The 25,530-nt window shown below is 58.7% G+C and carries 24 protein-coding genes; 11 read left to right on the plus strand and 13 right to left on the minus strand.

All coding sequences use genetic code 11. From position 1 onward, the window contains the following. Nucleotides 1–97: 97 nt before the first annotated feature. A complete protein-coding gene (locus tag L901_RS07995; protein WP_059755290.1) occupies nt 98–673 on the minus strand; it encodes a flavodoxin family protein in 576 nt (191 codons plus the stop codon). Between the two features lie 213 nt (nt 674–886). Between L901_RS07995 and L901_RS08000 the strand changes: the two genes are divergently transcribed. Next, entirely contained in the window at nt 887–1,810 is a 924-nt protein-coding gene (locus L901_RS08000; RefSeq protein ID WP_059755294.1) for a LysR family transcriptional regulator, read from the plus strand. Nucleotides 1,811–1,826: 16 nt separating this feature from the next. Here L901_RS08000 and irrA read toward each other — a convergent pair whose 3' ends face one another. The 4 genes from irrA to L901_RS08015 form a co-directional block, all read right to left on the minus strand. Continuing rightward, nucleotides 1,827–2,255: an iron response transcriptional regulator IrrA gene (gene irrA, locus L901_RS08005; RefSeq protein WP_059755297.1), complete on the minus strand. Its 429-nt coding sequence runs from the start codon at nt 2,253–2,255 to the stop codon at nt 1,827–1,829. Nucleotides 2,256–2,577: 322 nt separating this feature from the next. Then, nucleotides 2,578–2,706 (minus strand): hypothetical protein, encoded by a 129-nt coding sequence (locus L901_RS27830; RefSeq protein WP_256381344.1) that lies wholly within the window; start codon nt 2,704–2,706, stop codon nt 2,578–2,580. A gap of 163 nt (nt 2,707–2,869) precedes the next feature. Beyond that, on the minus strand, nt 2,870–3,628 hold the full coding sequence (locus tag L901_RS08010; RefSeq protein ID WP_059755299.1) for a class II aldolase/adducin family protein: 759 nt from the start codon (nt 3,626–3,628) through the stop codon (nt 2,870–2,872). After that, nucleotides 3,625–4,761 carry a TauD/TfdA family dioxygenase gene (locus L901_RS08015; RefSeq protein WP_245289615.1) on the minus strand — a complete coding sequence of 379 codons (1,137 nt, stop codon included), beginning with the start codon at nt 4,759–4,761 and terminating at the stop codon, nt 3,625–3,627. Before L901_RS08015 ends, L901_RS08010 begins: the two co-directional genes overlap by 4 nt. 135 nt (nt 4,762–4,896) lie before the next feature. Between L901_RS08015 and L901_RS08020 the strand changes: the two genes are divergently transcribed. Then, nucleotides 4,897–5,805 carry a LysR substrate-binding domain-containing protein gene (locus L901_RS08020; RefSeq protein ID WP_059755301.1) on the plus strand — a complete coding sequence of 303 codons (909 nt, stop codon included), beginning with the start codon at nt 4,897–4,899 and terminating at the stop codon, nt 5,803–5,805. 300 nt (nt 5,806–6,105) lie between these two features. Here the strand turns inward: L901_RS08020 and L901_RS08025 are convergent, their stop codons facing one another. The 6 genes from L901_RS08025 to L901_RS08050 all read right to left on the minus strand — a co-directional run bounded on the left by L901_RS08025 (nt 6,106) and on the right by L901_RS08050 (nt 14,521). Beyond that, a complete protein-coding gene (locus L901_RS08025) occupies nt 6,106–7,101 on the minus strand; it encodes an ABC transporter substrate-binding protein (RefSeq protein ID WP_059755305.1) in 996 nt (331 codons plus the stop codon). 520 nt (nt 7,102–7,621) lie between these two features. Then, the gene (locus L901_RS08030; RefSeq protein WP_197419703.1) at nt 7,622–8,950 is read right to left on the minus strand and encodes a cytochrome c; all 1,329 of its coding nucleotides are present in this window, start codon (nt 8,948–8,950) and stop codon (nt 7,622–7,624) included. A gap of 114 nt (nt 8,951–9,064) precedes the next feature. Continuing rightward, nucleotides 9,065–11,332 (minus strand): xanthine dehydrogenase family protein molybdopterin-binding subunit, encoded by a 2,268-nt coding sequence (locus tag L901_RS08035; RefSeq protein ID WP_059755309.1) that lies wholly within the window; start codon nt 11,330–11,332, stop codon nt 9,065–9,067. After that, entirely contained in the window at nt 11,329–11,790 is a 462-nt protein-coding gene (locus tag L901_RS08040; RefSeq protein WP_059755312.1) for a (2Fe-2S)-binding protein, read from the minus strand. The genes L901_RS08035 and L901_RS08040 overlap by 4 nt, the downstream gene beginning before the upstream one ends. A 530-nt stretch (nt 11,791–12,320) precedes the next feature. Then, entirely contained in the window at nt 12,321–12,998 is a 678-nt protein-coding gene (locus tag L901_RS08045) for an NADPH-dependent F420 reductase (protein ID WP_059755315.1), read from the minus strand. A 329-nt stretch (nt 12,999–13,327) separates the two neighbouring features. Beyond that, on the minus strand, nt 13,328–14,521 hold the full coding sequence (locus L901_RS08050; protein ID WP_059755318.1) for an MFS transporter: 1,194 nt from the start codon (nt 14,519–14,521) through the stop codon (nt 13,328–13,330). 449 nt (nt 14,522–14,970) lie between these two features. Between L901_RS08050 and L901_RS08055 the strand changes: the two genes are divergently transcribed. From L901_RS08055 to L901_RS08090, 8 genes are all read left to right on the plus strand, one after another. Beyond that, nucleotides 14,971–16,116 (plus strand): PQQ-dependent sugar dehydrogenase, encoded by a 1,146-nt coding sequence (locus tag L901_RS08055; protein WP_082710546.1) that lies wholly within the window; start codon nt 14,971–14,973, stop codon nt 16,114–16,116. Between the two features lie 202 nt (nt 16,117–16,318). Next, nucleotides 16,319–17,419: an alpha/beta hydrolase gene (locus L901_RS08060; protein WP_059755324.1), complete on the plus strand. Its 1,101-nt coding sequence runs from the start codon at nt 16,319–16,321 to the stop codon at nt 17,417–17,419. A 107-nt stretch (nt 17,420–17,526) separates the two neighbouring features. Beyond that, nucleotides 17,527–18,420: a LysR family transcriptional regulator gene (locus tag L901_RS08065; protein WP_059755325.1), complete on the plus strand. Its 894-nt coding sequence runs from the start codon at nt 17,527–17,529 to the stop codon at nt 18,418–18,420. A gap of 26 nt (nt 18,421–18,446) precedes the next feature. Continuing rightward, nucleotides 18,447–19,178, plus strand: a complete 732-nt coding sequence (locus L901_RS08070; RefSeq protein ID WP_082710539.1) for a dihydrofolate reductase family protein — start codon at nt 18,447–18,449, stop codon at nt 19,176–19,178. Between the two features lie 29 nt (nt 19,179–19,207). Beyond that, a complete protein-coding gene (locus tag L901_RS08075) occupies nt 19,208–19,975 on the plus strand; it encodes an SDR family NAD(P)-dependent oxidoreductase (RefSeq protein WP_059755328.1) in 768 nt (255 codons plus the stop codon). Nucleotides 19,976–20,192: 217 nt separating this feature from the next. Continuing rightward, complete coding sequence (locus L901_RS08080) at nt 20,193–20,675, plus strand: cyclophilin-like fold protein (RefSeq protein WP_059755329.1); 483 nt, start codon at nt 20,193–20,195, stop codon at nt 20,673–20,675. Nucleotides 20,676–20,697: 22 nt separating this feature from the next. Further along, entirely contained in the window at nt 20,698–21,441 is a 744-nt protein-coding gene (locus tag L901_RS08085; RefSeq protein WP_183044083.1) for an SDR family oxidoreductase, read from the plus strand. Between the two features lie 44 nt (nt 21,442–21,485). Beyond that, on the plus strand, nt 21,486–21,956 hold the full coding sequence (locus L901_RS08090; RefSeq protein WP_059755334.1) for a cyclophilin-like fold protein: 471 nt from the start codon (nt 21,486–21,488) through the stop codon (nt 21,954–21,956). Nucleotides 21,957–22,150: 194 nt separating this feature from the next. Here L901_RS08090 and L901_RS08095 read toward each other — a convergent pair whose 3' ends face one another. Then, on the minus strand, nt 22,151–23,239 hold the full coding sequence (locus tag L901_RS08095) for an alpha/beta hydrolase (protein ID WP_059755461.1): 1,089 nt from the start codon (nt 23,237–23,239) through the stop codon (nt 22,151–22,153). A gap of 202 nt (nt 23,240–23,441) precedes the next feature. Here L901_RS08095 and L901_RS08100 point away from each other — a divergent pair, with 202 nt between their 5' ends. Then, nucleotides 23,442–24,338, plus strand: a complete 897-nt coding sequence (locus L901_RS08100) for a LysR family transcriptional regulator (protein WP_059755463.1) — start codon at nt 23,442–23,444, stop codon at nt 24,336–24,338. A 137-nt stretch (nt 24,339–24,475) separates the two neighbouring features. Here the strand turns inward: L901_RS08100 and L901_RS08105 are convergent, their stop codons facing one another. After that, complete coding sequence (locus L901_RS08105) at nt 24,476–25,495, minus strand: LLM class flavin-dependent oxidoreductase (protein ID WP_059755337.1); 1,020 nt, start codon at nt 25,493–25,495, stop codon at nt 24,476–24,478. Between the last annotated feature and the right edge of the window lie 35 nt (nt 25,496–25,530).

Genomic DNA, 25,530 nt, shown 5'->3' on the forward strand with positions numbered 1-25,530 from the left:
GTCCCCTAGCCGCCCGATATCTCGCGGCCCGGAACGACAGGGTAGCTGGTTATGGCCTCCGGGTGCTGAAGAAGCACCGTAACCGACCGCTTCCACCCTATTGGGCTCCGGCGAGGAATCGCTTCGTGACTTTTGCCACACGCTCACCGAGATAGGCCGCTGTCTGCAGGTCACTGGTGTTTGGCGTTTCGTCAGCGCTCTGATCGTTGTTGGACTGGGTCATGACGCCAAGCCAACTGCCGTGGCGATTGAGGTCTTCGACACTGCCTTTGCTGTCGCTATTGCCGGGCATGAGATCAAGGCCAACCCAGATCATGCCGTGCTGCGCAGCGAACAGCGACAATGCGACCAGCGAGTTGAGTTTGTCGCCGTGCTGGGCACCGGAATTTGTAAAGCCGGCAGCAACCTTGTTGTTCCACTTCTGCTCAAACCATGCGGTCTTGGTCGAGGCCTCCATGAACTGCTTAAACTTCGCGCTGATAAGACCATTATAAGTCGGCGACCCGAAAATGATCGCGTCGCTTGCTTCCAGCGCATCCCAGGGAATGTCGCCTTCGACGACCGGGATCAGCTTCGCTTCGGCGCCTGCGACGCGGCCGGCGCCTTCGGCGACGAGTTGAGCGACTTTGGCGGTATGGCCGTAGCCACTGTGGTATACGATCGAAATCAGCATGTCATATCGTCCCGCTGCGCCCTGACAGGGCGGCTTGGTAAAAGATTCACCGCGGCGCGGCGGCGATGACTTGCGCACGGACCATGAAACGGTTTCACCACGGTCGCTTGCGCGATTTGTCTTTTACTGTAGAATTATATGGTCGTCGCGCGACTTTTGTTCTCAAATACTGCGCGTAAAATTCTACAATGAGAACCTTACAACGAAGGCGTGATGAGAGACAGGTTCGAAGGACTGACGGTGTTCGTAGAGACAGCCGAGGCTGGCGGGTTCGCTCGTGCGGCCGAGCGATTGGGTCTTTCACGTTCGGCTGTCGGCAAGACAGTGGCCAGGCTGGAAGCGAGACTGGGCGTCCGGTTGTTTCATCGCACAACGCGCGTGCTGACTTTGACCGAAGACGGACATGCTTATTATAAGCGCTGTCAGCGCGCGCTGGATGAACTGCATGCCGGCAAGGCGTTTCTGGAGTCCGGTCGCACCGAAGTGGCGGGACTCCTGCGCGTTTCAATGCCATCGCTGTTTGGGCGCTATTGCGTCGCCCCTGTTCTCATGGAGATGGCGAGGGAGCACCCGAAGCTCGATCTTGATCTTCGCTTCAGCGATCTCGTCGTCGACGTGATTGGTGAAGGTTACGACCTCGCCATACGCAACGGCCCAGTCGCGCAAGGCAGCGGGCTTCGGATGCGTAAACTTCTCAGTCAAAAAAAGATCATCTGCGCTTCTCCGGGCTACTTCGCGGATCGCGAGGTACCTCATGATATCGCCGCGCTGGCTTCGCATGAGGCGTTGGTCTATTGGCGCAACAACCAGCTTTTCGCCTGGCAAGTGCGCGATTGCGACGGGAGGCTCAAGGACTGTCCGGTGCATGGGCGCCTCAGATTCGACAATGTGCAGGCTATCGCCGATGCAGCCGTTGCCGGAATGGGTATCGCCTGGCTGCCGGACTGGCTTGTCCGCGATTACCTCGCCGACGGACGCCTTATCGCTCTGCTCAGCAGCTATCCTTCTACCGGAATAGACACCTTCGCGGTTTGGCCCGATATGGAACACCTGCCGAAGCGCCTGCGGCTGGCTATCGACACGTTGGCGACCAAGCTTCCTGCCGTCTCCCAGGGTGGGCACGCTGCTAAAGGATAGATTATTGATGTGGGGGTTACTGCGAGCGCTCTCCAAACCGAACGGGCCGGAGACGAACCACAACGTCGATATTTGCTATTTCTAAACCGTCGGGAGGATCGGGCAGATTCTTGATCTCAACCTGATTGCCTGTGAAATCGAGTATCTCGCCGCGCCCCTCGACAAAGAAGTGGCAATGATCAGCGGTATTCGTATCAAACCATTTCGCCATCCCCTCCACAGCCAGAACACGAATGAGACCAGCGTCTGTAAACTGGTGCAGAGTGTTGTATACGGTGGCAACGGAGAGCATGAAGCCCTCTGAAACAGCTTCCGCATGCAGCTGTTCGGCGGTTACATGCCTGTCTCCATTCGCGAAGAGAAGCCCCGCCAGCTTGATGCGCTGTTCGGTTGGCCTTAGCCCAGCAGATCGGAGATTCTGGATTATACGTTGCCTACTTTGCATCAAAGTGGTCCCTCGAACATGAAAACAAAATAACAAATGTCGAGCTTAGGACGAAGGCTTACCGGCTTCATGGAAAGCACCCCTATTACATAAGGTTATGCCAACAAGGTCACCCCATTCTGCACAGACGCGCCCTAAACGGCCCTGCCTCATGCTATTGTGGCGGCGGTGTTCGCCGACCGAGGTGGTTATCGGTGCGTCTCATGCGCTATGAAGGCGGCAGACTGGGGCCAATACGGCTGGCCAAGCCATCATCGCACATCTATCCCTTGGCTTTCGGCAATCGTCAAAGCCAATTTCTTGAACGATCTCGACTGGCCGTTCAGGTCGCCAGCGCGCCCATCCCGCCAATCACGTCACGCATCCTGAGCTGCTTGCCGCACAATCTCGGCTCGAAACCGCGGAACTTAAGCCGTCGACAACCCTGTTTTTGGCCGAAGATGCTGCTCATGTTCTCCAGGTTCCCGATGCTCCACATGAACGAGCGCCTGCCAGTCCGTACAGGACATTGAGTGCTGACAAGACCTGCAGTCGCCGCCACAGAGAGAGCGCTCGGGTGCTTGATGCATCGCTATTTCGTCTGGCCAACCTGTGTCGAAAAGGTGCGTCATGGTTCAGTTCCTATAGGAAGGATCGGCGCAATCGAGTCTGGATTTGAGGTAGTCGAAATGAGCCTGCGCCATTCCCCGGTAGGCATGCCAGCCTTCGGCAGTCTTTTGTGCAATCTCGTCTGAAAGCACGTTGAGAGGCTGGCCGGTCGAATAGGCGAGGATGAGCGTCTGCGCGGCTCGCTCGAAGAAATAAAGATCTTCGAAGGCTTCCGCGACACTTTCCCCCGTACAGGTTACGCCGTGATTGCCCATCATGAGCGTCTTGTGATTGCCGAGACACCGGGCAAGCCGGCTACCCTCCTCCTCGTCATCGGCTATACCGCCGAATCCAAGATCAACGCTGACCTCCCCAAAGAAGCGCGCCGTGTTATTATCCAGCGGCTTCATTGACGGGTCCTGGAGTGTCGACAATGCCGTTGAATAAGGCGGATGGCAGTGCAGCAGCACGCGTACCGATGGGCGCTGGCGGTGAATTGTGCCGTGCACCGTCCAGGCCGACAAGTCCGGCGCATTGGGGCCGGTCATGACCTCCGGATCGTCGGCGTCAAGCAGCAGAAGATCGCTCGCTTTGATTGATCCGAAGTGTCTCCACTTCGGGTTCATCAGAAACCTCTTGCCATTTGCGGAAACCGCGGCGCTGAAATGATTCCCGACAGACTCATGCCAACCGAAATCGGCGGCAAGACGAAAGGCGGCCGCGAGATCAATCCTGAGCTTCGCCAACTCATCGTCGGAAAGATCGCCTGTCGATTCAGCACTCATTTGAACCGTCCTTCTGTCGTCAACGCACGGTAGGTGGAACGCATTTCGCCACGGTCCGCGTAGCAACCCCTCAGATGACGGTCCCCGCTTGTGGCGGAATAGGCCGCGCGGCCATGCACTATGCGGTGGTTGTCAAAGACAATGCACTCGGTCGCCGCGAGCCGGAACCGCATCAGGTATTTGTCTGACTGCAGCATCTGGCCGAAGCGGCAAAAGGCTGGATAATATCTGTCCAGAAACCTTTGCGGCAGGTCAAAGATGTCGGCCATGTGCTGACTAATCGTCACGCCCGATACTTCACCGTGCTCGTCGAGCTCGATCACCCGCTGGCGCGAGCGAACATCATAGTGGTCATGTTCGCAATAGTAGGGAATCTCCGTTTCCGACAAGAGCTTGAAGTCGTCCGGAAACTCCTCCCGTAGATCATTGGCGACGGCGACTCCATCAAGGAAGAGGTTTTGGCCGCCTTCGACGCTGTTTGCCCGGCAATGGAGAAATTGCACGCCAGGCGCCACCTCTTCAGCCGGAGTATCGGTGTGAAGCTCGAGCGCTTTAGCCGTATAAGCGAGATTGGTTGGCTTGATGTGAGTCTTCACGTCGAAGAATTCGCCGAAGAAGGTCGGCCGAACGTGCCCCATGAGGCGCACAAGATCGGTCAACGCCTGATCGCTGTCCGGCATATCGGTAATAACGGCAACGCCCTCGACGATCATGGCCTCCAGCCATGCCGCCACCTTCTGTTTGTCCGCCATGAGATCGGGCTGCGAAAAACGTGCTATCGCAGGGTAATGATCAGAATACCAGGCCCGGCGAGGACGATCGGCTGGATCAGGGCGACGGGCGCCCTCGCTATACTGGGCGAGGAAATCAAAAGTGTAGCGACTTTTGTGACCATCCCCTTTCCAGACGATCTCCAATGCGTCATGTTTCCGCTCGATCGCCGCGGGTGCGGGCGCCCCCTCGACATGGAAAATGTCAAAAACCCGCTCCCTTGTCTGGCTGTCAAACGAGGTTGGGCAATTATCCCGCAGCCAATAGTAGTTGAAGTAGCTCGGAGCATTGTCGTCCAGGGCAACCTCAACGCCATTTTCCTTGATATTGACGCCGGTGAAATGTGACTGTGTCATTACCATAATTGTCCCCTTTTGCAGCTTATGCTACGCTCTCAGAGTTCCTATCGGGAGCATTTGATTTTCTTACGATAAGTGGGGATACGGCCGTTTAGAATATGGAAAACGCTACTATTATTATAATTACAAAGTTATGTTATGGCTGAGCGTCCGCTGCCACCGCTCCGGCTATTGACGGTGTTTGAGGCCGTATTGCGCTCGGGGAGTATTCAAAGGGCCGCCGCTGATCTGAATGTGACTCAACCGGCTGTCAGCCAGGCCCTGAAGGCTCTGGAGGACCATGTTGGAATCCGACTCTTTGACCGAAGCACACGCCCGGCACGATTAACTGCCGCCGGGCGCGTTCTGGAGGCAGGCGTTTCTGAAGGGCTCGGACGCATTATGGAGGCGATCGAACAGGTTCGATCGCTACGCAATACCGAGGACAAGTCGGTGACCATCGCCTGTAGCGTGGGTACGGCCACATATTGGCTCATGCCCAGGCTCGCGGCCTTCTACCAGAACCACTCCGACATCGCAGTTAACGTGATGACGACTGCTGGGGCCCCGCAATTTTTGTCCGGCGTGGATCTTGTCATTCGCTACGGCGCAGGCGCGTGGCGGGACGGTCGAGCCGTCAAGCTGTTCGATGAAAAGGTCACGCCCGTTTGCAGCCCAGGCCTTGCAGATCGGATAGGCGCTGAAGGTGGCCTCTCCAAAGCTGTGCTCCTTCATGTCGTGAGCGATGAAAAGACTTGGCTGACATGGGATGACTATTTTGAATTGAACGCCCTGCCAAAAAACCGCACGACGGGCCGTTATTTCAGCAACTACGTGCAGGCGACCCAGGCGGCGCTTTCGGGACAGGGGGTTATGCTTGGATGGGAATCGAACACGGGCGACTTCGTTCGCGACGGTCGCCTCGTCACCCTCGGCGGAGAAGCATTTTTTCCAAAGGAAGCGTTCTTTCTCGTGATCCCGGATAACAGGGAAAAGAAGCAGGCAATTCATTCGTTCGTGAATTGGGTTGTACAGCTCACGCATTCAGCCGACGGCCCTGCCGAATGACGAAGGTTTTTGGCGTCGATATTGGCGCCAGAGGCAGTGAGCGCATCGGATGAGAACATTGCGTCAACCTACAGGCACCGCTTATCGACCCTGGGAAAAAGAAAGCTGCATTGACGCAGGAACGGATGGCATCCTCCAGGAAAGCCTGCTACAGGCCGGCTGCACGGCCGAAGAATAACGGACATCTGAGGCAAAGCCTATATCGTCTTACACTCTCGGCCGCATTCGGTCGCTTCGTCCAGATGGCAACAAGCCATAATTGGCGATATGGAGGCGCGTTGCGCCAGCGCCTCCACGGTATCAAAGCGCCGCTTTCACTTTTTCGGCGACCTCCGGGGATACCCATGTCGTCCAGACTTCCGGATAGGTCTGAAGGAAGTGTTTCGCCCCGTCTTGCCCACTTGCCTGATTTTCTGTCATCCATGCCGACAACTGGCTGACCACGGCATTCGACCAAGTGCGTTTCTTTAGATAATCGAGAGCATAGCCCGCACGGGCTACAAACCCTTGTGTTACAATTGTCTCAACCCTGTCCTTCGGCCAATCATTGGGTTCTGGATCGGAACAGTCCACGACTGTTGTACAACGTTTCCACTCGGCTTCGTCATAACCGACGCCATGCGCCAGTTTCACCATCTCGTATTTTCCGAGCAGTGAAGTTGGAGACCAGTAGTATCCAACCCACGGCTCCTTTCGTTCGTAAGCCTTTGCCAGCGATCCATCCAAACCGGCAGCAGAACCGGGATCGACCATCACAAACCCTGCCTTGTCGGCACCATAAGCCTTGAAAAGCTGGGCCACAATAATGGCCGCACCCCAACCTTGGGGCGCCGTGACGATCCCTCCCTTTGTGCTGTCCTCAGGTGCGGGAAACAATTCCGGATGCGCCAATACGTCCTCGATTGTCCTGATGTTGGGATGACTGTCGGCAAAATACTTTGGAATCCATAACCCTTGAACGCCACCTTCAGAGAGTGGTTCCGAGACGACAACAAGTGTCTTTTCTTCTAAACCACGTTTCATGGTCTCCGGTACGTTGTTAACCCATCCTTCGGGGGCAATATCCGGTTGCCCCTTTTCTGCCATTGACGTGATCGATGGCACCGTATCGCCCGAAATGAGTTCGACTTTACAGCCGAATCCTGCGGTCAAAATGGCGCTATCGACGCTTGCCAACAATTCTGCGGATTGCCAGTTCATATTGGCAATGGTCACTGTGCCGCAATCGGCCTGGGCCTGAGATGCATAAGCAAATATGGCCGCCGACAACGCTATCGCGATTGATATGTTTTTCATCATTTCCCCTTTGGAGTTTTATGGGCACGGGGCTGAGCGAGTTTATGTCCCCACTCAAACGGTAATGCCAGCCACCCAAGGAACTGAAGCCGAATTTGTCTAATTGTAATATAATCTGGACGTTATTTTGATTCGAATGCGCCAGCTATACTGCTGGGAAATCGCTTCAATGGACGTTTTTCATCTAGTTTCTCGCAAATATGCTGACTATTCAGCCGGCCAACAGGGGAAAGGCCACAATGGAGACCGGAATGTCTCGATCTTTTCAGCCAACAACCTCCAAAATGCTCGCGGGAATGACGTGAGCGCTTCAGCAACTGCAGATGACCGCGCTTCAATGCATTGCCCCGACAGCACACCTCCGTGCTCGAGCCGGGAAGAGGACAGGAATTCGCCCCTCCTGGCCTGTCACCAAATCAACTTTTGAAGAATAGGCCCTTGTCAGCCGGATCCTCTGCCAAGCTCTCCGACTAACGGCCATTCGACAGACATCTTCGGTCCAATGTGCTTTATGTATCGACTACCGCATCTGCAGCACGATGGGACTACTGCTTGCGGGATCGGTATGCTCTCGCAGAGCGTTGACCTCCTCGGCAGTAACTGCCCCACCGTGATTGCCCCACGCCGAGCGCACATAGGAAAGTACATCGGCGATCTCCTTGTCGGAAAGCTGAGCCCGGTAGGGCGGCATCCGATAGGCGTCGGGAATGCCGTTTGCAACGACACGGCCAGACCCGTTCAGTGTCACATTGATCTGCGAAGCGTTTTCGGTCGTCAGCGAAGAGGCTGCGCCGGCGAGCGGAGGAATCCACTGGTTTTGCCCACGGCCGTCTGGGCCATGGCAAAAACTACATTTTGCAGCGAAGGTCTGCGCGCCGGGCCGGCTGCGATCAAGAGGCATTTGAACATACTGCCAGGGCCGACCATCACGGGACGGATCGCCCGGAAGGGACTTGAGATAAAAAGCGATTGCCCGCAGGTCATCGTCAGTCATGAACTGGAGGGAATTATTAAACGCTTCAGTCATTGAACCGAACACGACGGCATGCTGATTGCGTCCGTTTTTGAGGAACTGATAAATATCCTCCTCGCTCCATCGACCAAGACCTGTATTGTGATCTTGTCGAAGGCTCGGGGCGTACCAGCCATCGAGCAAAGAGCCCGAAAGGAAGCTCGGACTGGTTTCATCCATTCCTTTCTCGTTCATGGAAACGCCGCGCGGCGTATGGCAAGCGCCACAATGACCTGCTGCCTGAACAAGATATGCGCCCCGGTTCCATTGCTCGTTCTGTTCTGGCTTATTTGCATAAACGCCACCGTTGACGAAAACTGCATTCCAAAGCGCCAACGGCCATCGCATGTTCAGGGGCCATTCAATCTCGCTTGGCTGGTTGGGCTCGCGAACAGGCTCTACGCCATCCATGAAGAAGGCATAGAGCGCCTCGATGTCATCATCGGTCATCTTGACGTAGGACGGATACGGCATGGCTGGATAGAGACGCCGTCCATCCGGGGTCACGCCATGACGGACCGCCCGGTCGAAATCGGCAAGCGAATAGTTGCCGATGCCAGTTTCACGATCGGGCGTAATGTTGGTCGCGAAAATCGAACCGAGTGGCGTGCCCATTTCCAGCCCTCCGACGAAGGGGCGACTTTCGGGGGTGCTGTGGCAGGCGACACAATCGGCCTGGCGGGCGACCATTTCACCTCGGGCCAGCAGTTCCGGGGGCCTCTCGGCAAGTGAGGGGGCGCCATCGAACGGTGACGACGGCGTGCGATTGACGAACCAGGTCAGACAGCCTGCGGCAACAATAACGATAAGCAGAAAAACGAGGAGAAATCTTTTCAAGGGCGGGACAACCTTCATAGCGTGCTTATGGGCAGGCGGCGGCGCCAGCGATCTGCTGACGCCGCCGCCGCTACGCTTTCGGCCTGCCTGGGATCAGACCGAAGCAACATTGCGTCAACTCTCGAACGTGTAACGGGAGAGCGGCATGCTGCGAATGCGCTGGCCGGTGAGCGCAGACACGGCGTTCGCCACGGCCGGCGGTATTGCGGGCAAACCCGGTTCACCGATCCCACCCATCTTCTCACCACTCTCGATGATGCGCGTATGTACACGCGGCATCCGGTCGGGAGGCAGAATTGGATAGAGATCGTAATTGCGGGCAACGGGCTGGCCCTTTTCGTAGACCACCTCTTCCAGCAAGACCTGTGACAGCCCCAGGGCGACCGCCGAGTTGATTTGCGCGTCGATGATAGCGGGATTGACGATGCTGCCAGGATCGATCGCTTCCCACACGTCGTGAACGACCACTTGGCCAGATTGAATGGAGACTTCCGCAATTGCTGCTGTATGGCTGCCGAACGGCGAAGCCATGCCCACACCCCTCGCTCGCCGCGAGCCATCTTCCGCCGTAAATGGGCCGCGTTTCCAGCCGCCCGACATTTCCTCCGCAGCTTTCAGCAATGTCGTCAGGCGAGGATTGTCTTTCAGCAACTGTAGTCGCAATTCATAGGGATCCTGGCCTCCCTTGTCCGCCAACTCATCGAGAAAGCACTCGTAGAAGAAATCGTTCATCGAATTGCCGACCGAGCGCCAGTAGGACAGCATGGTCGGATTTTCGACATAGAGCTGCGCGATGCGCCTGTTGGCGATCGCATAAGGTTTTCCCGCCAACCCTTCTACGGCTGTTTCATCGACCTTGTCCGGGTTATGGCCGCTAATGCCTTCCGTAGGACCTTCGCAGATACTAATCGCTTCGAGCGCGACCGGCGTACCGTTCCCATCAAGGGCGCCGCGAAAGCGGACTGCCGCCATCGGGCGGAGCGTGTCGCGGAGAAATTCCTCTTCCCGGCTCCAAATCAGCTTGATCGGCCGACCGGTCTCCTTTGCAAGCTGGATCGCCTGCCGGTAAGGACTGCCTGCCACATAAAGGAAATGCCTTCCAAAAAAGCCTCCAAGCAGCGGGCTGTGGATGTTGATCTTGGCCGGGTCGAGGCCTGTAGACTTCGCTATATCCGCCTGAAACATTTCAGGCGCCTGGTTCGGCATCCAGACATCGAGACTGCCGTCGTCATTGAACTTTGCAAGCGCCGATGGCGGCTCAAGCTGGGCATGGTTGAGATACTGGCTGTGATAGGTCGCAGAAACGATGTCCTTAGCCGATGCGAGCACACCGGTGGCGTCGCCTTCGCTCTCCGCATTCTTGCCGTCTCCCGGCTCACTGGCAAGACGGTCCGCAAAAGCTCTGGTGGAGAAATCGATCGGCATGATACGACCACCCTCAACCGCCGACACCCCATTGGCTTCCTGCCAGTCGACCTGGAGCGCTTCGACGGCGCGCTTGGCCGTCCACCACCGTTCCGCAACGACCGCAACCGCGCCTGGCAGGCGATGAACCGACTGGACCCCTTTTATCGCCCTTACTGCGTCCTCGTTGCGGATCACCCCAACGTGCATTCCAAGCCGGGGCGCGTGCTGCACCGCCGCGTGCAGCATACCGTCCACCTTGCAGTCGATGGCGTATGTCGCACGTCCGGTCGACTTGTCATAGACGTCGAGGCGCGCCACCGACTTACCGATCCAGCGGAATTGACTTCTATCCTTAAGCGTCACGCTCTCCGCCGCAGGGATCGGCAGGTCAAGCGCATCGGCCGCGATTTCGCCGTACGACAACGACCGACCCGACGCCGCATGCAAAACCCGGCCAGGTTCGGTGGTAAGTTCCGTGATGGGGACGCCAAGACGCGAGGCTGCTGCCTGCAGGATCATCAGCCTAGCCGAGGCGCCGAGACGACGCATCGTGTCATAGCTCAACCGGACCGACATGCTTCCACCGGTAATCCGCATTCCGTTGAGGATGACCTGGTAGTCCGGACCGGCCGGCGCGTTTTCAACCGTGAACGCCGACGGATCGAGGTCGAGTTCTTCCCCGACGATCTGCGCCATCGCCGTAAAGATGCCTTGCCCGCCCTCCACGAAGGGGCTCATCAGCCGGGCGGTATTATCAGGCCGGATCTCGAGGAACGCCGGCACGCGGGTTCCAGGCACAATCTTGCCGGCTACGTCCTGCGCACGGGCCGGACGAACGGGCACCCCAAGCCCGATGACCAGCGCTCCGGCCGTAAGGCCAAGTGAAGACAAAAGAAAACCGCGGCGCGAGACATTGACCGATGAACCGTTCGGCATCTCTTGGCCCGAAAGGATACTGCGGCTCAGCTCGTTCATAGCTTTGCCTCCCGACGACCCGCGACATCATTCACAGCCGCCTTGATCGCGTTATAGGTGCCGCAGCGACAGAGATTGATCATCGCAGCCGCAATCTCCTCTTCAGTCGGTTCTGCAGTTTCCTTCAACAGGGCCGTCGCGGCCATGACTTGGCCAGACTGACAGTACCCGCATTGCGGAACCTGATGCGCAAGCCAGGCCGCCACAACACGTTTGCCAACCGCGTCGTTCTCTATAGCTTCGATCGTGGTGATGCTGCTGTCTGCCACGCTTTCGAGCGGGGTTACGCAAGATCGAGTGATCTGGCCGTCGACCAGCACCGAACAGGCGCCGCACTGCGCCAGCCCGCATCCGTATTTCGTACCTGTAAGACCGAGTTCGTCACGAATGACCCATAGAAGCGGCGTATCGGGCTCGGAAGCGACATCGAACGTTTGGTCGTTGATCTGGAGCTTCATGGCTGTCTGACTTGCCTCCATATACTAATAAGCGAATTGTCAGGCACAACAACAACCTTTGCGTCATACCATTCGCTCGTTTTCGAATGGAGACTATAATCGCGCGAATATCGATCAATGATAATAGCCGCTTCTCTCTTACAATCATGAGCCCAATTTCTGAATAGGACAGCGAAGCCGCTGCCGCCCGCAACTCCCAATACGCTCCACGGCCACTACCGGAGGCGGGAGGCCTTACATTCCGGGACCTGTCATTAACGGGCAGTCGGCTATTTTTCAGGTGTCGCGACAGCACTGCTTATCCTCGGACGCCTGTCGAACCGTCTCGGCCGTCGCCCGGTCATTCAGCTGTTATTCGCACGCGCAGCGATCCGGGCGCTCGTGTCGTCTGTCTCTGCTACCGATCGCGCTGGGTTATGGGCTGCTGACTGCAGTTGCGTGCTCAATCACATCGATCACCGCCGAACCTACCCGACCTCCATGATTTTCCTCATGCTGGGCGATGTCCGCGTTGGGGCTGCTGCGTAAGCTTAAGCCAGTTCCCTGACCGTGCTCTTCTGACGAGCGCCGGAATCGTCGAATTTTGAAAACCGATAGGTGAGTCTGGGTCCACCGGGCTGTCTATAGGCCAGTTCGGCGGTGACCATGGCAAAAGGTTCGACAAAGCGGGCCGTGCGCAAGGGACCGGCATCCAACGGCTCGTAACCAATGTCAGCGATCAGGCGCGCGGCCACCTGCTTCGCCCCGCCATCGTCGCCATAATAGATCAATTGCGCCCGTGGTTCTTCCTGCCGGTTGGCGAAGACATCGGCGAAGGCCTCGCTCGGGCTGGTGTTGAAGGCCGAAACCCAACGCGCAAGCGGCCGCTTGCGCGCTAGCTCCTCGGCACCGGACGTCGTGGTACCCACAACGAGATTCTTGTCCTGCCGGTCTAAGGGAACGCAACAGTTGAGAACGATCTTATCCGCCAGGTCACCGGTCTGGAAGAGAATCTCGTCGATGCGCGACCAATGGACTGCCAGCAACAAAGCATCGGCATTGGCGACAGTCTCCGCGATCGTGCCGTGGTATCCCTGAGCCTGCTTCGCCAATCGCTTCAGCTTTTCCGTGCTGCGCGAATAGCTGAACGTCAACTCATGGCCCGATCGAGCCCAGAGCAGCCCAAGTTTGCCGCCCATCAGGCCGGAACCTATAACGCCGATCCTCATTGTTCACCTCCGCTTTCGGGCTCTCTTGATGCGCGAGATTGTACATGGTGCCCGTTACCTTGATTCCCCTGCTGTGATTTTGAACGGTCAAGGGAGCATTTCATCAATCCGATCACGTGGGCACAGAGGCATCATCCTGACAGTCGCATCCTGCCCGGGCGCTGATCATCGGGACGACCCCAAGTCCCGGCCTGTAACAAAGGAAGCATTCTCGCCGTAATGTCCATTCCCCCTCGGCTGCGTTGTCGGGCTTGGCCCAGCGCTCCATCCGGCGCCAGGTGCACAACCGGCGACTGGGCCGGAGTGCTGCTCACCCACGCACGCGGTCATCATCGACGACTGACCGCCGCCGTGCGCATTGCCAAAACAGCGGCGAGGAGCAGGATGACGGCGCTGGCGGCAAAGGTCAGCTGGTAGCCGCTGAAGTCGAAGAGGACTCCACCAAGGACCGCGCCGAGGGTGATGGCGAGTTGGATAACCGCGACCATGAGACCTCCTCCTGCTTCGGCGTCCTGCGGCAGCGAGCGCACCAGCCAGGTGCCCCAGCCGACAGGGGCCGCCGTGCCGATCAATCCCCAGACGCCGAGCGCCGCTGCGGTAATCGCAAGGTTCGCGCCGAAAGCGATCAGGATGGCGGCGATCACGGCCATTCCCACCGGAATAAGGATAACTGTTCGATAAAGTGTTTTCTTGAGGAAGAAACCGATCAGACTTGTACCGATGAGGCCTGCAATACCAATACCGAGCAACACGAGCGACAGTGTCGAGACATCGACGCGTGTGACCGTCTCGAGGAAGGGCCGGACATAGGTAAAGAGCGCAAACTGCCCCATGAAGAGCAAACCAATGGACGCCATGCCGAGAGCCACGATTGGCCTGTTGAACAGCCTGAACACGTTGCCTGATCCGGGCCGGCGCTCGGCCTTCATCGACGGCATGCTGATCATCTGCCAGACGAAGACGATAACCGCGATCGGGACGACGCAGAAAAATGCGCCGCGCCAGCCGATAGTCGCGCCGAGCAGCGCTCCCGCCGGAGGCGCGACCACCGTTGCAAGCGCGTTGCCGCCGTTGAAGATCGCGAGCGCCTTTGGAACATGCTGCTCAGGCACCAGGCGCATCGCCGTCGCCGTCGACATCGACCAGAAGCCGCCGATAACGACGCCGATCAGCGCGCGGCCGATCATGAATATTTCGTAGTTCGGGGCGAGCGCAACAATGCTGCCGGACAGCGCCATCACGGCTGTCAGCCCCAGAAGAAGGAACTTGCGATCGAGACGGCCAGCGATTGCGGAAATCGACAGGCTGGTCAGCACCGCAAAAACACCGGAAATGGCGATCGCCTGTCCGGCCTGTCCCTCGCTGACGCGCAGATCGGCCGCGATCGGCGTCAGAAGGCTGACGGGCATGAATTCCGAAGCGATGAGCGCAAAAACACAGAACGACATCGCCAATACGGCGCCCCAATGGGCGGCGCTCTGTTCCTCGATGTCGGGGACTGCTGCAGAAACATGGGCTGACATTTTTCTTCTTTCTGATCTGACGCGCCAGGCGGCCGGCCTTCCGGGTGTTGCAAGCCGCGCCTGGGCATCGTTATGAAACTGTGGGGCGAGGTCCGGCCTCACAGGCGGACACTACGCTGCCGCCCACGCGCAGCCTTGAGGGCGCGGATCGTTCCTTTCCGGCAAAAGTAGCGGATCGCAACACCATCAACTAGCCGACAAAATTTGCATGTCGTCATGAGGTGGGCTCATAAGTGCGCTGGAAGGTGGCGCGCATGCATTCATGAAAACCGCTCATGACAACAAGCGAACTCAGCCCGATAGTCTCTGTTCCCGGTCTGGATTAACCTTGGCATGGGTGATGGCCGGGCTCTTTGTGAGCCTGTGAACGGACCCTCCGTCATCCGGGAGCGCCGCATCGCTGAACACACCGCCGCGCCCGAAGGAAAGAAATACACATCGGAGGCATGATGACACGACGCAAAACAATCATGGCATCGGCTGCATTGGCCGCGATACTGGTTTTCCATAGTACTGCAGAGGCCCAGAGCATCAACGCAGGTAATCGGATCGCCAGCGCCGAGGCTCCCTTCGCCACGCAGACCGTGGCTGATTTCGATACGCCGTGGGCGCTGACGTTCCTGCCCGACGGACGGATGCTGGTCACCGAAAAGCCGGGCCGCATCTTGCTCGTCACCCAATCAGGCGAGAAGACCGAACTCGACAATGTGCCCGATGTCGCAGCCTCCGGTCAGAACGGCCTCCTCGATATCGCGATCGCGCCGGATTTTGCGAGCAGCTCGACGATCTATTTCACCTATGTCGAGCCGAATGCTCGTGGCAGCCGGCTCGTTCTGTCGCGTGCCCGTCTTGCCCTGGCCGGCAACGAAGCTTCGCTTGCAGACGCAACGGTAATCTGGCGCCAGACGCCCGATGGTGGTGGTGGGCAGCCGGGCGGCATAATCGCCTTCCCGCCGGACGGTTCGCATCTGTTCCTGTCCGTCGGCGACCGAATGCAGCCAGCGACCGCACAGGACCCCGACCAGGCGCGCGGCAAGGTGCTGCGCCTCAACCTCGACGGATCGACACCCTCTGACAATCCGCTCTTTTCTCGCGGCGGTGTTCAGGCACAGACCTGGACCACCGGACACCGCAATCCCTATGGGCTTGCCTTCGCCCCTGACGGTCGCCTCTGGCTGCATGAGATGGGACCGCGCGGCGGCGACGAGCTGAACCTCATCGAACAAGGCCGGAACTATGGCTGGCCGCTTGTCTCCAATGGCAGTGAATATAGCGGCGCCGACATTCCTGACCACGATACGCGGTCGGAGTTCGCACCACCCGCCGTTTACTGGACGCCGGTGATCGCACCCGCGGGATTGGTCTTTTACGAGGGGGTGCTGTTCCCGCAGTGGCGAGCCTCAGCGCTGATCGGTGGCCTGTCCGTGCGATCCCTCGTTCGTGTCGCCTTCGACGCGCAAGGGCGCGCCGACGAGGTCGAGCGCTGGAATATGGGTGCACGTATTCGCGACGTCGCAGTTGCGCCTGACGGAGCGGTCTGGGTAATCGAAGACGATAGTCCCGGCCGGCTAATGCGGCTGGCGCCTAAAGAATAGTGCGCCCGCCATCGAACAGAGACATCCTCTGGAAAAATGCCGCAAGATGGCTAACGGCCGCCCCTTGCCCGCCCAGCAGTCTCGACGACGATCAGTTTCATGAATCATTCTCATGAGCACATGCGAAGTTACCCCTCTAATCGATGAACGTGGGCGCGCGTATATCTTGCGTATCAACAACCGAAACTCTTGGAGACCTGTCATGAATGAACAGAACGAGATTGGAAACGTCGTCGAGCGTCTGGATGTCGGGCGTCGAAACATGCTCAAGCTGACTGGCGTCGGGGTTGCGGCAATCGGCGCGGTTTCGCTTCTGACCACAGCCAATGCGGAGGCGCAAACACTCAATATGACGCAGGATTGGGATAAGGTTTTCCCGAAGAGCGACAAAGTCGACCACCAGAAGGTCACCTTTAAGAACCGCTATGGCATCGAACTGGCGGCGGACTTCTACCTGCCGAAGAACCGTAACGGAGCGCTGCCGGCCATCGTCGTCAGCGGTCCGTTCGGCGCGGTCAAGGAACAGTCCTCCGGTCTCTATGCGCAGACCATGGCCGAACGCGGCTTCGTTACGCTCGCCTTCGATCCCTCCTATACGGGTGAAAGCGGCGGTGCGCCGCGCAATATCGCGTCGCCGGACATCAATACGGAAGATTTCAGCGCGGCGGTGGACTTCATCGGACTGCGGCCCGAAGTCGACCGCGAGCGCATCGGCGTGATCGGCGTTTGCGGCTGGGGCGGCATGGCCTTGAATGCCGTCGCTTCCGACAAGCGCGTCAAGGCCGTCGTTGCGAGCACCATGTACGACATGACCCGCGTCATGTCGAAAGGTTACAACGATAGCGTGACGCTCGAACAGCGCACCCAGACGCTGGAGACGTTGAGCAGGCAGCGTTGGGAAGATGCAAAAAATGGCACCCCGGCCTATCAGCCGGCGTACAACGCCACCGTGACGGCAGACTCGCCGCAGTTCATGGTCGACTACCACAACTACTACGCGACGCCGCGCGGTTATCACCCACGCGCCGTTAACTCGCGCAATGCGTGGTCGCAGACGACACCGCTGTCGTTCATGAACATGCCGATCCTGACCTATATCGCGGAAATTTCGCCGCGCCCGGTCCTGTTCATCCACGGTGAAAAGGCCCACTCGCTCTATTTCGCTGAAACCGCCTATGCCAACGCCGCAGAACCGAAGGAACTTCTGGTGATCCCAGGCGCCAGCCATGTCGATCTTTATGACAAGGTCGATATCATTCCCTTCGACAAGTTGCAGTCGTTCTTCTCGGAACACCTGGCGTAACAACAGCTCTGGCGCTCACGTGCTTTCGTGGGCGCCAGCATCCCAACGCTTCCTTGCACCCACGTCCTTTGATATAATGGCCCATCAGAAATAAGAAGGACTCATGAGTGACACGACAGAATGTCAACGATCTTATCGCCTTTCTGGCTGTCGCCCGGGAGCGTAGTTTCACCAAGGCCGCTGCAAGGCTCGGCGTCTCGCAATCGGCCCTCAGCCACACGGTTCGCCAGTTGGAAGCCAGGCTTGATGTGCGCTTGCTGACCCGTACGACGCGCGCGGTCGCGCCGACGGAGGCGGGCGAGCGGTTGTTGGAGAGGATTGGCCCGCATTTCGATCAGATCGAGGTCGAGATGGATGCGCTGAACGAGTTGAAGGAAAAGCCGGCCGGGACCATTCGGATCGTGGCGCCCGACTATGCGATCAGCCATGTCCTCTGGCCCAAGGTCAAAGCCTTTGCGCCGACATATCCGGACATCAAGGTCGAGCTGCTACTCGACAACGGATTGTCGGACATCGTCACCGAGCGCTACGACGCCGGTGTGCGGATGGGCGAGCAACTTGCAAAGGACATGATCTCGGCGCGCATCGGGCCTGATTTCCGTTTCGCCGTCGTTGGCACGAAATCCTACTTTGAAGGCCGCACGATCCCGCAAAGGCCGCAGGATCTGACGCAACACGACTGCATCAATTATCGCTTTCCATCATCCGGCACACTTTATGTCTGGGAGTTCGAAGAGAACGGGCGCGAAATCAAGGTGCGCGTCGATGGCCAGCTCGTATTCAACAACATCTTCCATGTTCTTGACGCCGCACTCGCCGGTCACGGTCTCGGTTATGTTCCGGAAGAAATCGCGCTTCCCCATCTCGCGGAGGGGCGGCTCGAGCGCGTTCTGGAAGACTGGTCGCCCTATTGGGACGGCTATCATCTCTACTATCCCAGCCGGCGGCAATCGTCGCCCGCCTTCGTCGCTCTCGTCGAGGCGCTGCGCCATCGCGAGTGAACGGCCAAGGTACACGAGGTTCCTCAATGTCCAGACGTCCGCATATCATCTGCCATATGGTCACTTCCATCGATGGCAGGCTGCACCCCGGCCGCTTCACACGCCCTGCCGCGGGGGTTTCCGCCGAAGTTCTGTCCAGCCATTATGAGGATGTGGCGTCTCGCTTCGAGGCCGATGGCTGGATCGTTGGCCGCAAGACGATGAGCGAAATGGCCAAGGGCTCGGAACGCGCGTTCCCAGATGCGCCGATCGTGCCGCGTGAGCCACATATCGCCGAGCGCGGCGGCAGGGCGCTCGCCATCGCCGTCGACCCGCACGGCCGTGTGCATTACGGCAAGGACAATATCGGCGGCGATCATGCCGTCGCGGTGCTTGGAGAACAGGTGTCCGACGCCTATCTTGCGGAACTGCGGGCGGATGGCGTTTCCTATCTCTTTGCCGGCCCCACCGGCGATGATCTTTCCGGCGCGCTGGAGCAACTCGCCAACCTGTTCGACGCAAAGACGCTGCTCCTGGAGGGTGGCGGCACGATCAACGGCGCCTTCTTCCGCCATCGCCTGATCGACGAGTTCAGCACGCTGATCCGCCCGGCGGTGGACGGCATGGCCGGGGCCGACGGCATCATCGACTACCGCGGCGCAGAGGGCGAGCGGCCAGGCGTCGGGCAAGCGCTTCGCTTGACCGGATGCGAGACGTTTGAAGGCGGGATGGTCTGGCTGCGCCACGCCGTGGAGGATGCGCCTGACGCTAAGGCTTGAGATGAACAGGCAATCGAGAGGACGGTACAATGGCGCGGATTTTTATAACAGGCAGCGCTGATGGGCTTGGCCTTGGCGCTGCCCGTGCCTTGATCGCGGAAGGTCATGAGGTTGTTCTTCACGCCCGCTCGTCCGAACGGGCCAGATCGCTTGCCGGCCGCGTTTCCGGATCACCGCCTGTCGTCGTTGGCGATCTAGCGAATGCCGATGAGACACGTTCGGTGGCCGATCAAGTGAACGCCATCGGTCGCATGGATGCGGTGATCCACAATGCCGGCATCTATTCAACCCCCGACCGGGCCACAACGCCGGAGGGCCATGCCGCGATCCTCGCGGTCAACACGCTGGCGCCCTACATCCTCACCGCCTTGATCGAGCGCCCCGATCGCCTGATCTATCTCAGCAGCGGCATGCACCGCAACGGCGGTGGATCGCTGGGCGACATGGACTGGATCGAACGGCGTTGGGACGCCACTCAGGCCTATTGCGAGAGCAAGCTGCATGTCGCAGCGCTCGCCGCCGGTCTTTCCAGATGGTGGCCGGATGTGCTGAGCAATGCGGTCGATCCCGGCTGGGTGCCGACGAGAATGGGCGGCGCTTCGGCCACCGACGATCTCGAAGAGGGACATCTGACCCAGATATGGCTCGCGACGAGCGACGACAGGGCAGCCAAGGTCCGCGGCGGCTACTGGCATCATCGCCAGCAGCGGCCAGCAGCAAACGAGGTATCTAACCCAGGATTCCAGGATCAGCTCATCGAAAGACTTGCGGATTTGACCGGTACAGATTTGCCATGAGCAACTTCCGGGATTCACCTTGGACAGACGACAAAGGACAGGCCGTTCAGAAATACCGCTCATGAGTGCATGCAATTGATCACGGCTAATCAGAGACACCGCGATCGATTACTCTAAGTACAGGATCAGATGGTGCGTCTCCGACGCGATTACCGGCACCTACAGCAGGTCACTTCTGATGGCCATCGAACATGCTTCGTCCCATGGAAGAGGAAAAATGACCAGACTCCATCGCCGCATGACCGCGCTTCTTCTCGCAGTCTTCGTGTTCGCATCCGGTGTCGCCGTCTCCTATTCGCAGAACTCCAGTGCCGGGGCAGGACAGACCGGAGAGGTCGTGGGCGCCGTGGTGCGCTTTACGTCGGGCTCGGCCAGTGTCGACGTGACGATCGGGGAAGACAATCCGACGGTGCGGGATTTCCTGTCGAGGCTGCCGCTCACGCTCGAGATTGAAGAATATGCCGGCCGGGAGAAGATCGGTTATTTTGACCGCAAGTTGACAACGGATGGTTCACCGGGCTCTGACCCGGAGGATGGCGATCTCATCTACTTCGCCCCGTGGGGCAACCTCGGCTTCTATTACGACGCCTCAGGCGTCGGCTTCTCGAACCAGACCATCCACATCGGAAAGTACAACGCCTCCGACGCGCAGCTTGACCAGTTGACCCGGCAGCCGGTTCGGGTCGAGCGCATCCGGTAACAACACAATTCGGGAGACCATCATGATCAAGGGCAAGGTCGTCATCATCACCGGCGCGTCGTCGGGTATAGGCGAAGCCACGGCAAAGCTGCTCGCCGGCAAAGGCGCCAAGATGGTGCTCGGCGCGCGGCGCGCGGACAAGCTGAAGACAATCGCCGACGAGATTGAGCAGAACGGTGGGCAGGCAGTCTTTCAGGAACTGGACGTCACCAGTCAGGCCGACAACGACGCGATCGTCGCATTGGCGAAGGAAACCTTCGGCGGCCTCGACGTCATCTTTCTCAACGCCGGCCTGATGCCGAACTCACCGCTCTCGGCGCTGAAGACCGACGACTGGCACCAGATGGTCGACGTCAATATCAAGGGCGTGCTGAACGGTGTTGCGGCCGTGCTGCCGACCTTCACCGGTCAGAAGTCCGGTCATGTCATTACGACCTCATCCGTGGCTGGTCTGAAGGCCTATCCGAACGGCGCGGTTTACGGCGGCACGAAATGGTTCGTGCGGGACTTCATGGAGGTCCTGCGCATGGAATCGGCGCTGGAAGGCACGAATATCCGCACGGCGACAATCTATCCGGCCGCGATCAACACCGAATTGCTCGGCACGATCGGCGACAAGGGCACAGCCGCGGCCATGCAGAGCACCTACGACAAATACGGGATCGCGCCGGAACGCATAGCGAATGTAGTCGCCTTCGCGATCGACCAGCCGGAGGACACGACTGTCAATGAATTTACGGTCGGTCCGGCAAACCAGCCATGGTGAAGACAGGCGCCAGAAGGCGCCTTCATGAGATGGAGAATTGAGCCATGACGGGAGACCAAGGCTGGCATCGGCGAGAACTGCTCGGAGCGGGCCTGGCAGCAGCATCTCTGCCGACATTGGCCTTCGGACAGGCAGGAAGAGACACGAGCAGGGAGGCGCAGAGTGCGATGCGTATCAGGATGATATTCGGCGAGCGGACGCTGACCGCGACACTTCATGACAACCCATCCGCGCGCGATTTCTATTCGATGCTGCCGCTTGATCTGAAAATCGGCGATTTTGCCAGCAGCGAGAAGATCGCGTATCTGCCGCGAAAGCTCATCGAAGACGGGCGGGGGCGGTTCGATGACGAGCAACCCTACGACATCTGTTATTACGTGCCGTGGGGAAATCTGGCGCTATTTTATGTCGACTATTCGTATTCGAGAGACCTGATCAGGCTAGGCCGCTTCGAGACCGGGCAGGACGCGCTGCATGTTCCGGGCCAGTTTCCGCTCCGGGTCGAAGCCATTTAGCGGCCGCCCAGCAGTGAGAGCGCTCCATCAGGCCATGGTGCGCAGGCATCTCAGCTAAGGCGGCGACCGCTGATTGCGCCGAAGATGCCCGCCCCCCGGTCAGAGCGATGGCGAGCCAATCAAGGCTATCGCTTAGGCGCCGCGCAATGAGCGGCGCCAGCATTTCTTGATCGATGGACCCCTGATCGTCAGCCTCAACTCAAATGCTCACTGAAAAATGACTGTAGCTTGTCCCAGGGGATCAGGTCTACCTTGTCGTAGAGGTCGACGTGACCGGCGTTCGGCGCCACGAACAACTCTTTTGGTTCTGTGGCGAACCCATAAGCCTGTTCGCTGAAGTGCCGGGAGTGAGCCTTGTCTCCCGTAATGAACAACACCGGCCGCGGTGAGATCCATGGTAACTTGTCGAAGGACCAGAAAGCCGCCATCGGCGCCCGGCTGACCATGTCGAAGCCCGGTGTCGCGCGGGGGTGATGGCCCCGCGGCGTCCCATAGTAGTCCCAGAACTCAGCCGTGATTGGATCGACGTCGGCGGGCAACGTTTTGGCGGTTGCGCCTACGAGCCGCCGCTCGGCACCATCGACTTCGGCCCAGCGCTGGTCGGCGATGCCCTTCAATGTCTGCTGAAAGGCCGGCAGGTCGAGTTCCCGCGCCAGTCCCTGGCGATTGCCTTGACCGATATCGTACATGGCGGAAGTCGCGACCGCCTTGATGCGCGGGTCGATCTCGGCAGCACCAAGAAGGAAGCCGCCGCCGCCGCATACGCCGATGCCGCCGATGCGCTCCCGATCCACGAAGGCCTGCTTGCCGAGATAATCGACCGCCGCGCTGAAATCTTCCACCCACACTTCCGGCGGCGTGATCAGTTGAGGCTCACCGCCGCTCTCGCCGGTGAAAGACGCATCATGGGCGATCGTGACGAAGCCGCGCTCGGCCATCGTCTGCGCATAGAGGCCAGAGGTCTGCTCCTTTACGCCGCCATAGGGATGGCCGACGACAAGCGCGGCATGCTTTTGAGAACCGTCGAGATTTTTGGGGACGTAAAGGTCCGCTGCAACAGTGATATCGAACCGGTTCTTGAAGGTGACCTTCTGGTGATCGATCTGATCACTCTTCGGGAAGACCTTGTCCCATTCGCCGCCGCCCTGCGCATAGGTGGCGGGCGCTCCTGCGAGCGACATGGTGCCAATAGCAGTCATACCGATTCCAGTCAGCTTGAGAAGGTTACGCCGGTCAATCGATGCTCTCGACGGACCTTTGGCGATTTGGCTCTTTTCGTTCATGCGGATCTCCATGGTTTTGTCGCCGGTCATCGCGCGCATCATTGCAAAACGATCTGGGGCAGATCTGCGCTGAGTCCGGCACGCAATGCGACGGTTACGGTTTCTGGCGAGAATTGTAGTGGGAAATCGTTGCCACGATTAGTCATTGCAATCGGCATGAACTTATTGCTTTTTGATATGAGTGAAACTGGAGATGCTTTCGATGGACCGTAAAGACTTGACTGAAATGCTATGGTTTCTCGCGGTTGATGAAGAGCGCAGCTTCACAAGGGCGGCAGCAAGGCTCGGAACGTCGCAATCCACGCTGAGCCACACCATCAAGCGCCTGGAGACGCGGATGGGGATGCGGCTACTCAACCGGACCACGCGCAGCGTATCGCCGACCGAAGCCGGGGAAAAACTTCTCGCCGCACTGGCCCCGCGGGTGCGCGAACTCGAGGGCGACATCAACGAATTGATGGCAACCAAGGATAGACCATCAGGGCCGGTTCGGATCACGCTCTCCGACCACGCCCTTGAAACCGTCGTCTGGCCGAAATTGGAACCGGTTCTGAAGGCCTATCCGGAAATCAGGCTGGAGCTCAACTGCGACAACGGCTTTCGCGATATTGTCGAGGAGCGCTTCGATGCCGGCGTTCGCCTAGGCGAAAGCCTGAACAAGGATATGATCGCTGTCCGGATCGGACCAGACTGGCGGCTGGTCACCGTGGGCTCACGAGACTACTTCGAAGAACACGGGAGGCCGAAAGATCCCCAGGATCTTGTCGCACATCGGTGCATCAACCAGCGCCAGATTCGGTCTGGGGGCCTCTATGCCTGGGAGTTCGAAAAGGGGGGGCGCGAACTCAAAGTCCGTGTGAATGGCCAGCTCATTTTCAATTCCGGCTATGCACAGCGGCAGGCCGCCTTAAGCGGCTATGGCATAGCTTATCTCCCCGAAAGCGTCGTGGAACAGGATCTCAAATCTGGCCACCTCGTCCAGGTGCTTGAAGACTGGTGCCCGCTCTTCTCGGGCTATTACCTCTACTATCCAACGAAACGGCAGAACTCACCGGCCTTTAATATCATCGTCAGCGCGCTGCGTGATGGAGGCACATGACCGCAGGACGGGGTGACTTCACGCATTTGCGAAACGTGTTGTGGGAGATTCTGTTATGAACGGCACCGTTGGGCAAGGGACGTTCTCGGTACGAACGACGGACCGCCGTCCGATAGGCCTCTCCGTGATCATTAACGTCACTTCGACAGCACATGCCGAACCGCAGGTGCGACCACTTCACCGAAAAGCCGGATCGAGTTGACGACCATATCCTTCGGCATACCACCGAGATCGATCTGACCCATGAAGCGGTCGATATTGAGCGCGTTACGCATGTCAAGGATTTTGGTTGCGATTTCCTGCGGGTTCCCGACCATCAGCGCCCCACGCCGTCCCGCGGTCCGATCCATGTCGGTGCGTTCGACATGCCAGCCACGTCCGCCGTTGGTTCTCGGCGAAAGATAGCGCTGATAGTAGGGAAAGAATCGTTCACGCGCGTCGCCTTCGGTCTCTCCGACGTAAAGGTGACTGGTGATCCCGACTGAAAGCACGTCGTCACCATATCCCGCGATGCGCCCGGCCTCACGGTAGAGATCGACAGTCCGCTTCGCTTGGTCGATGGTTCCACTGATTAGACCTAGCATCATCGGCAAACCGAGGCAGCCAGCTCGCTGTGCGCTCTCCGGAGTGCCGCCAACCGCCACCCATACGGGCAGATCGTGGATGGTTCGAGGCGCGATTCGGGCTGCATTGAGCGCTGGCCGAACGGAGCCCTGCCATGTGACGAGGTCTTGCGAACGAATGCGCAGCAGCAGATCGAGCTTTTCCGCAAAGGTACTACCATAGCTGGCCATGTCCTCGCCGAACAACACGAAGGGTTCGGCAAAAGCGCTACGCCCGGCGATAATCTCCGCTCGGCCGCGGCTGATGAGGTCGAGCGTCGCAAAATCTTGATAGAGCCGGACCGGATCGAGAACCGTCAGGACGGTTGCCGTGGTCGTAAGTTTGATCCGTGACGTTGCCTGGGCAATCGCCGACAGGACAATTGCGGGCGACGAGACAGCGAATGCAGGACTGTGGTGCTCGCCTACACCGTAGATATCGAGGCCATGACGCTCAGCAAGCTTGCCGTAGTCGATGATATCGACAATACGGCTCGCCGCTGTATCTCCGCTATCGGGGTTGATGTCTGAAAGCGAGAATACGCCGAGTTCCATGGCCGCTCCTTCGATACATTTGGTTGCCAGGAGCG

Source organism: Agrobacterium sp. D14, assembly GCF_001526505.1.
GTDB classification, from domain to species: Bacteria; Pseudomonadota; Alphaproteobacteria; order Rhizobiales; family Rhizobiaceae; genus Agrobacterium; species Agrobacterium leguminum.

Bases quoted from the DNA above. Each gene is read 5' to 3' on its own strand.
- L901_RS07995 (WP_059755290.1), bottom strand. From the start codon at position 673: ATGCTGATTTCGATCGTATACCACAGTGGCTACGGCCATACCGCCAAA.
- L901_RS08000 (WP_059755294.1), top strand. From the start codon at position 887: ATGAGAGACAGGTTCGAAGGACTGACGGTGTTCGTAGAGACAGCCGAG.
- irrA (WP_059755297.1), bottom strand. From the start codon at position 2,255: ATGCAAAGTAGGCAACGTATAATCCAGAATCTCCGATCTGCTGGGCTA.
- L901_RS27830 (WP_256381344.1), bottom strand. From the start codon at position 2,706: ATGAGCAGCATCTTCGGCCAAAAACAGGGTTGTCGACGGCTTAAGTTC.
- L901_RS08010 (WP_059755299.1), bottom strand. From the start codon at position 3,628: ATGAGTGCTGAATCGACAGGCGATCTTTCCGACGATGAGTTGGCGAAG.
- L901_RS08015 (WP_245289615.1), bottom strand. From the start codon at position 4,761: ATGGTAATGACACAGTCACATTTCACCGGCGTCAATATCAAGGAAAAT.
- L901_RS08020 (WP_059755301.1), top strand. From the start codon at position 4,897: ATGGCTGAGCGTCCGCTGCCACCGCTCCGGCTATTGACGGTGTTTGAG.
- L901_RS08025 (WP_059755305.1), bottom strand. From the start codon at position 7,101: ATGAAAAACATATCAATCGCGATAGCGTTGTCGGCGGCCATATTTGCT.
- L901_RS08035 (WP_059755309.1), bottom strand. From the start codon at position 11,332: ATGAACGAGCTGAGCCGCAGTATCCTTTCGGGCCAAGAGATGCCGAAC.
- L901_RS08040 (WP_059755312.1), bottom strand. From the start codon at position 11,790: ATGAAGCTCCAGATCAACGACCAAACGTTCGATGTCGCTTCCGAGCCC.
- L901_RS08045 (WP_059755315.1), bottom strand. From the start codon at position 12,998: ATGAGGATCGGCGTTATAGGTTCCGGCCTGATGGGCGGCAAACTTGGG.
- L901_RS08050 (WP_059755318.1), bottom strand. From the start codon at position 14,521: ATGTCAGCCCATGTTTCTGCAGCAGTCCCCGACATCGAGGAACAGAGC.
- L901_RS08055 (WP_082710546.1), top strand. From the start codon at position 14,971: ATGACACGACGCAAAACAATCATGGCATCGGCTGCATTGGCCGCGATA.
- L901_RS08060 (WP_059755324.1), top strand. From the start codon at position 16,319: ATGAATGAACAGAACGAGATTGGAAACGTCGTCGAGCGTCTGGATGTC.
- L901_RS08070 (WP_082710539.1), top strand. From the start codon at position 18,447: ATGTCCAGACGTCCGCATATCATCTGCCATATGGTCACTTCCATCGAT.
- L901_RS08075 (WP_059755328.1), top strand. From the start codon at position 19,208: ATGGCGCGGATTTTTATAACAGGCAGCGCTGATGGGCTTGGCCTTGGC.
- L901_RS08080 (WP_059755329.1), top strand. From the start codon at position 20,193: ATGACCAGACTCCATCGCCGCATGACCGCGCTTCTTCTCGCAGTCTTC.
- L901_RS08085 (WP_183044083.1), top strand. From the start codon at position 20,698: ATGATCAAGGGCAAGGTCGTCATCATCACCGGCGCGTCGTCGGGTATA.
- L901_RS08090 (WP_059755334.1), top strand. From the start codon at position 21,486: ATGACGGGAGACCAAGGCTGGCATCGGCGAGAACTGCTCGGAGCGGGC.
- L901_RS08095 (WP_059755461.1), bottom strand. From the start codon at position 23,239: ATGAACGAAAAGAGCCAAATCGCCAAAGGTCCGTCGAGAGCATCGATT.
- L901_RS08100 (WP_059755463.1), top strand. From the start codon at position 23,442: ATGGACCGTAAAGACTTGACTGAAATGCTATGGTTTCTCGCGGTTGAT.
- L901_RS08105 (WP_059755337.1), bottom strand. From the start codon at position 25,495: ATGGAACTCGGCGTATTCTCGCTTTCAGACATCAACCCCGATAGCGGA.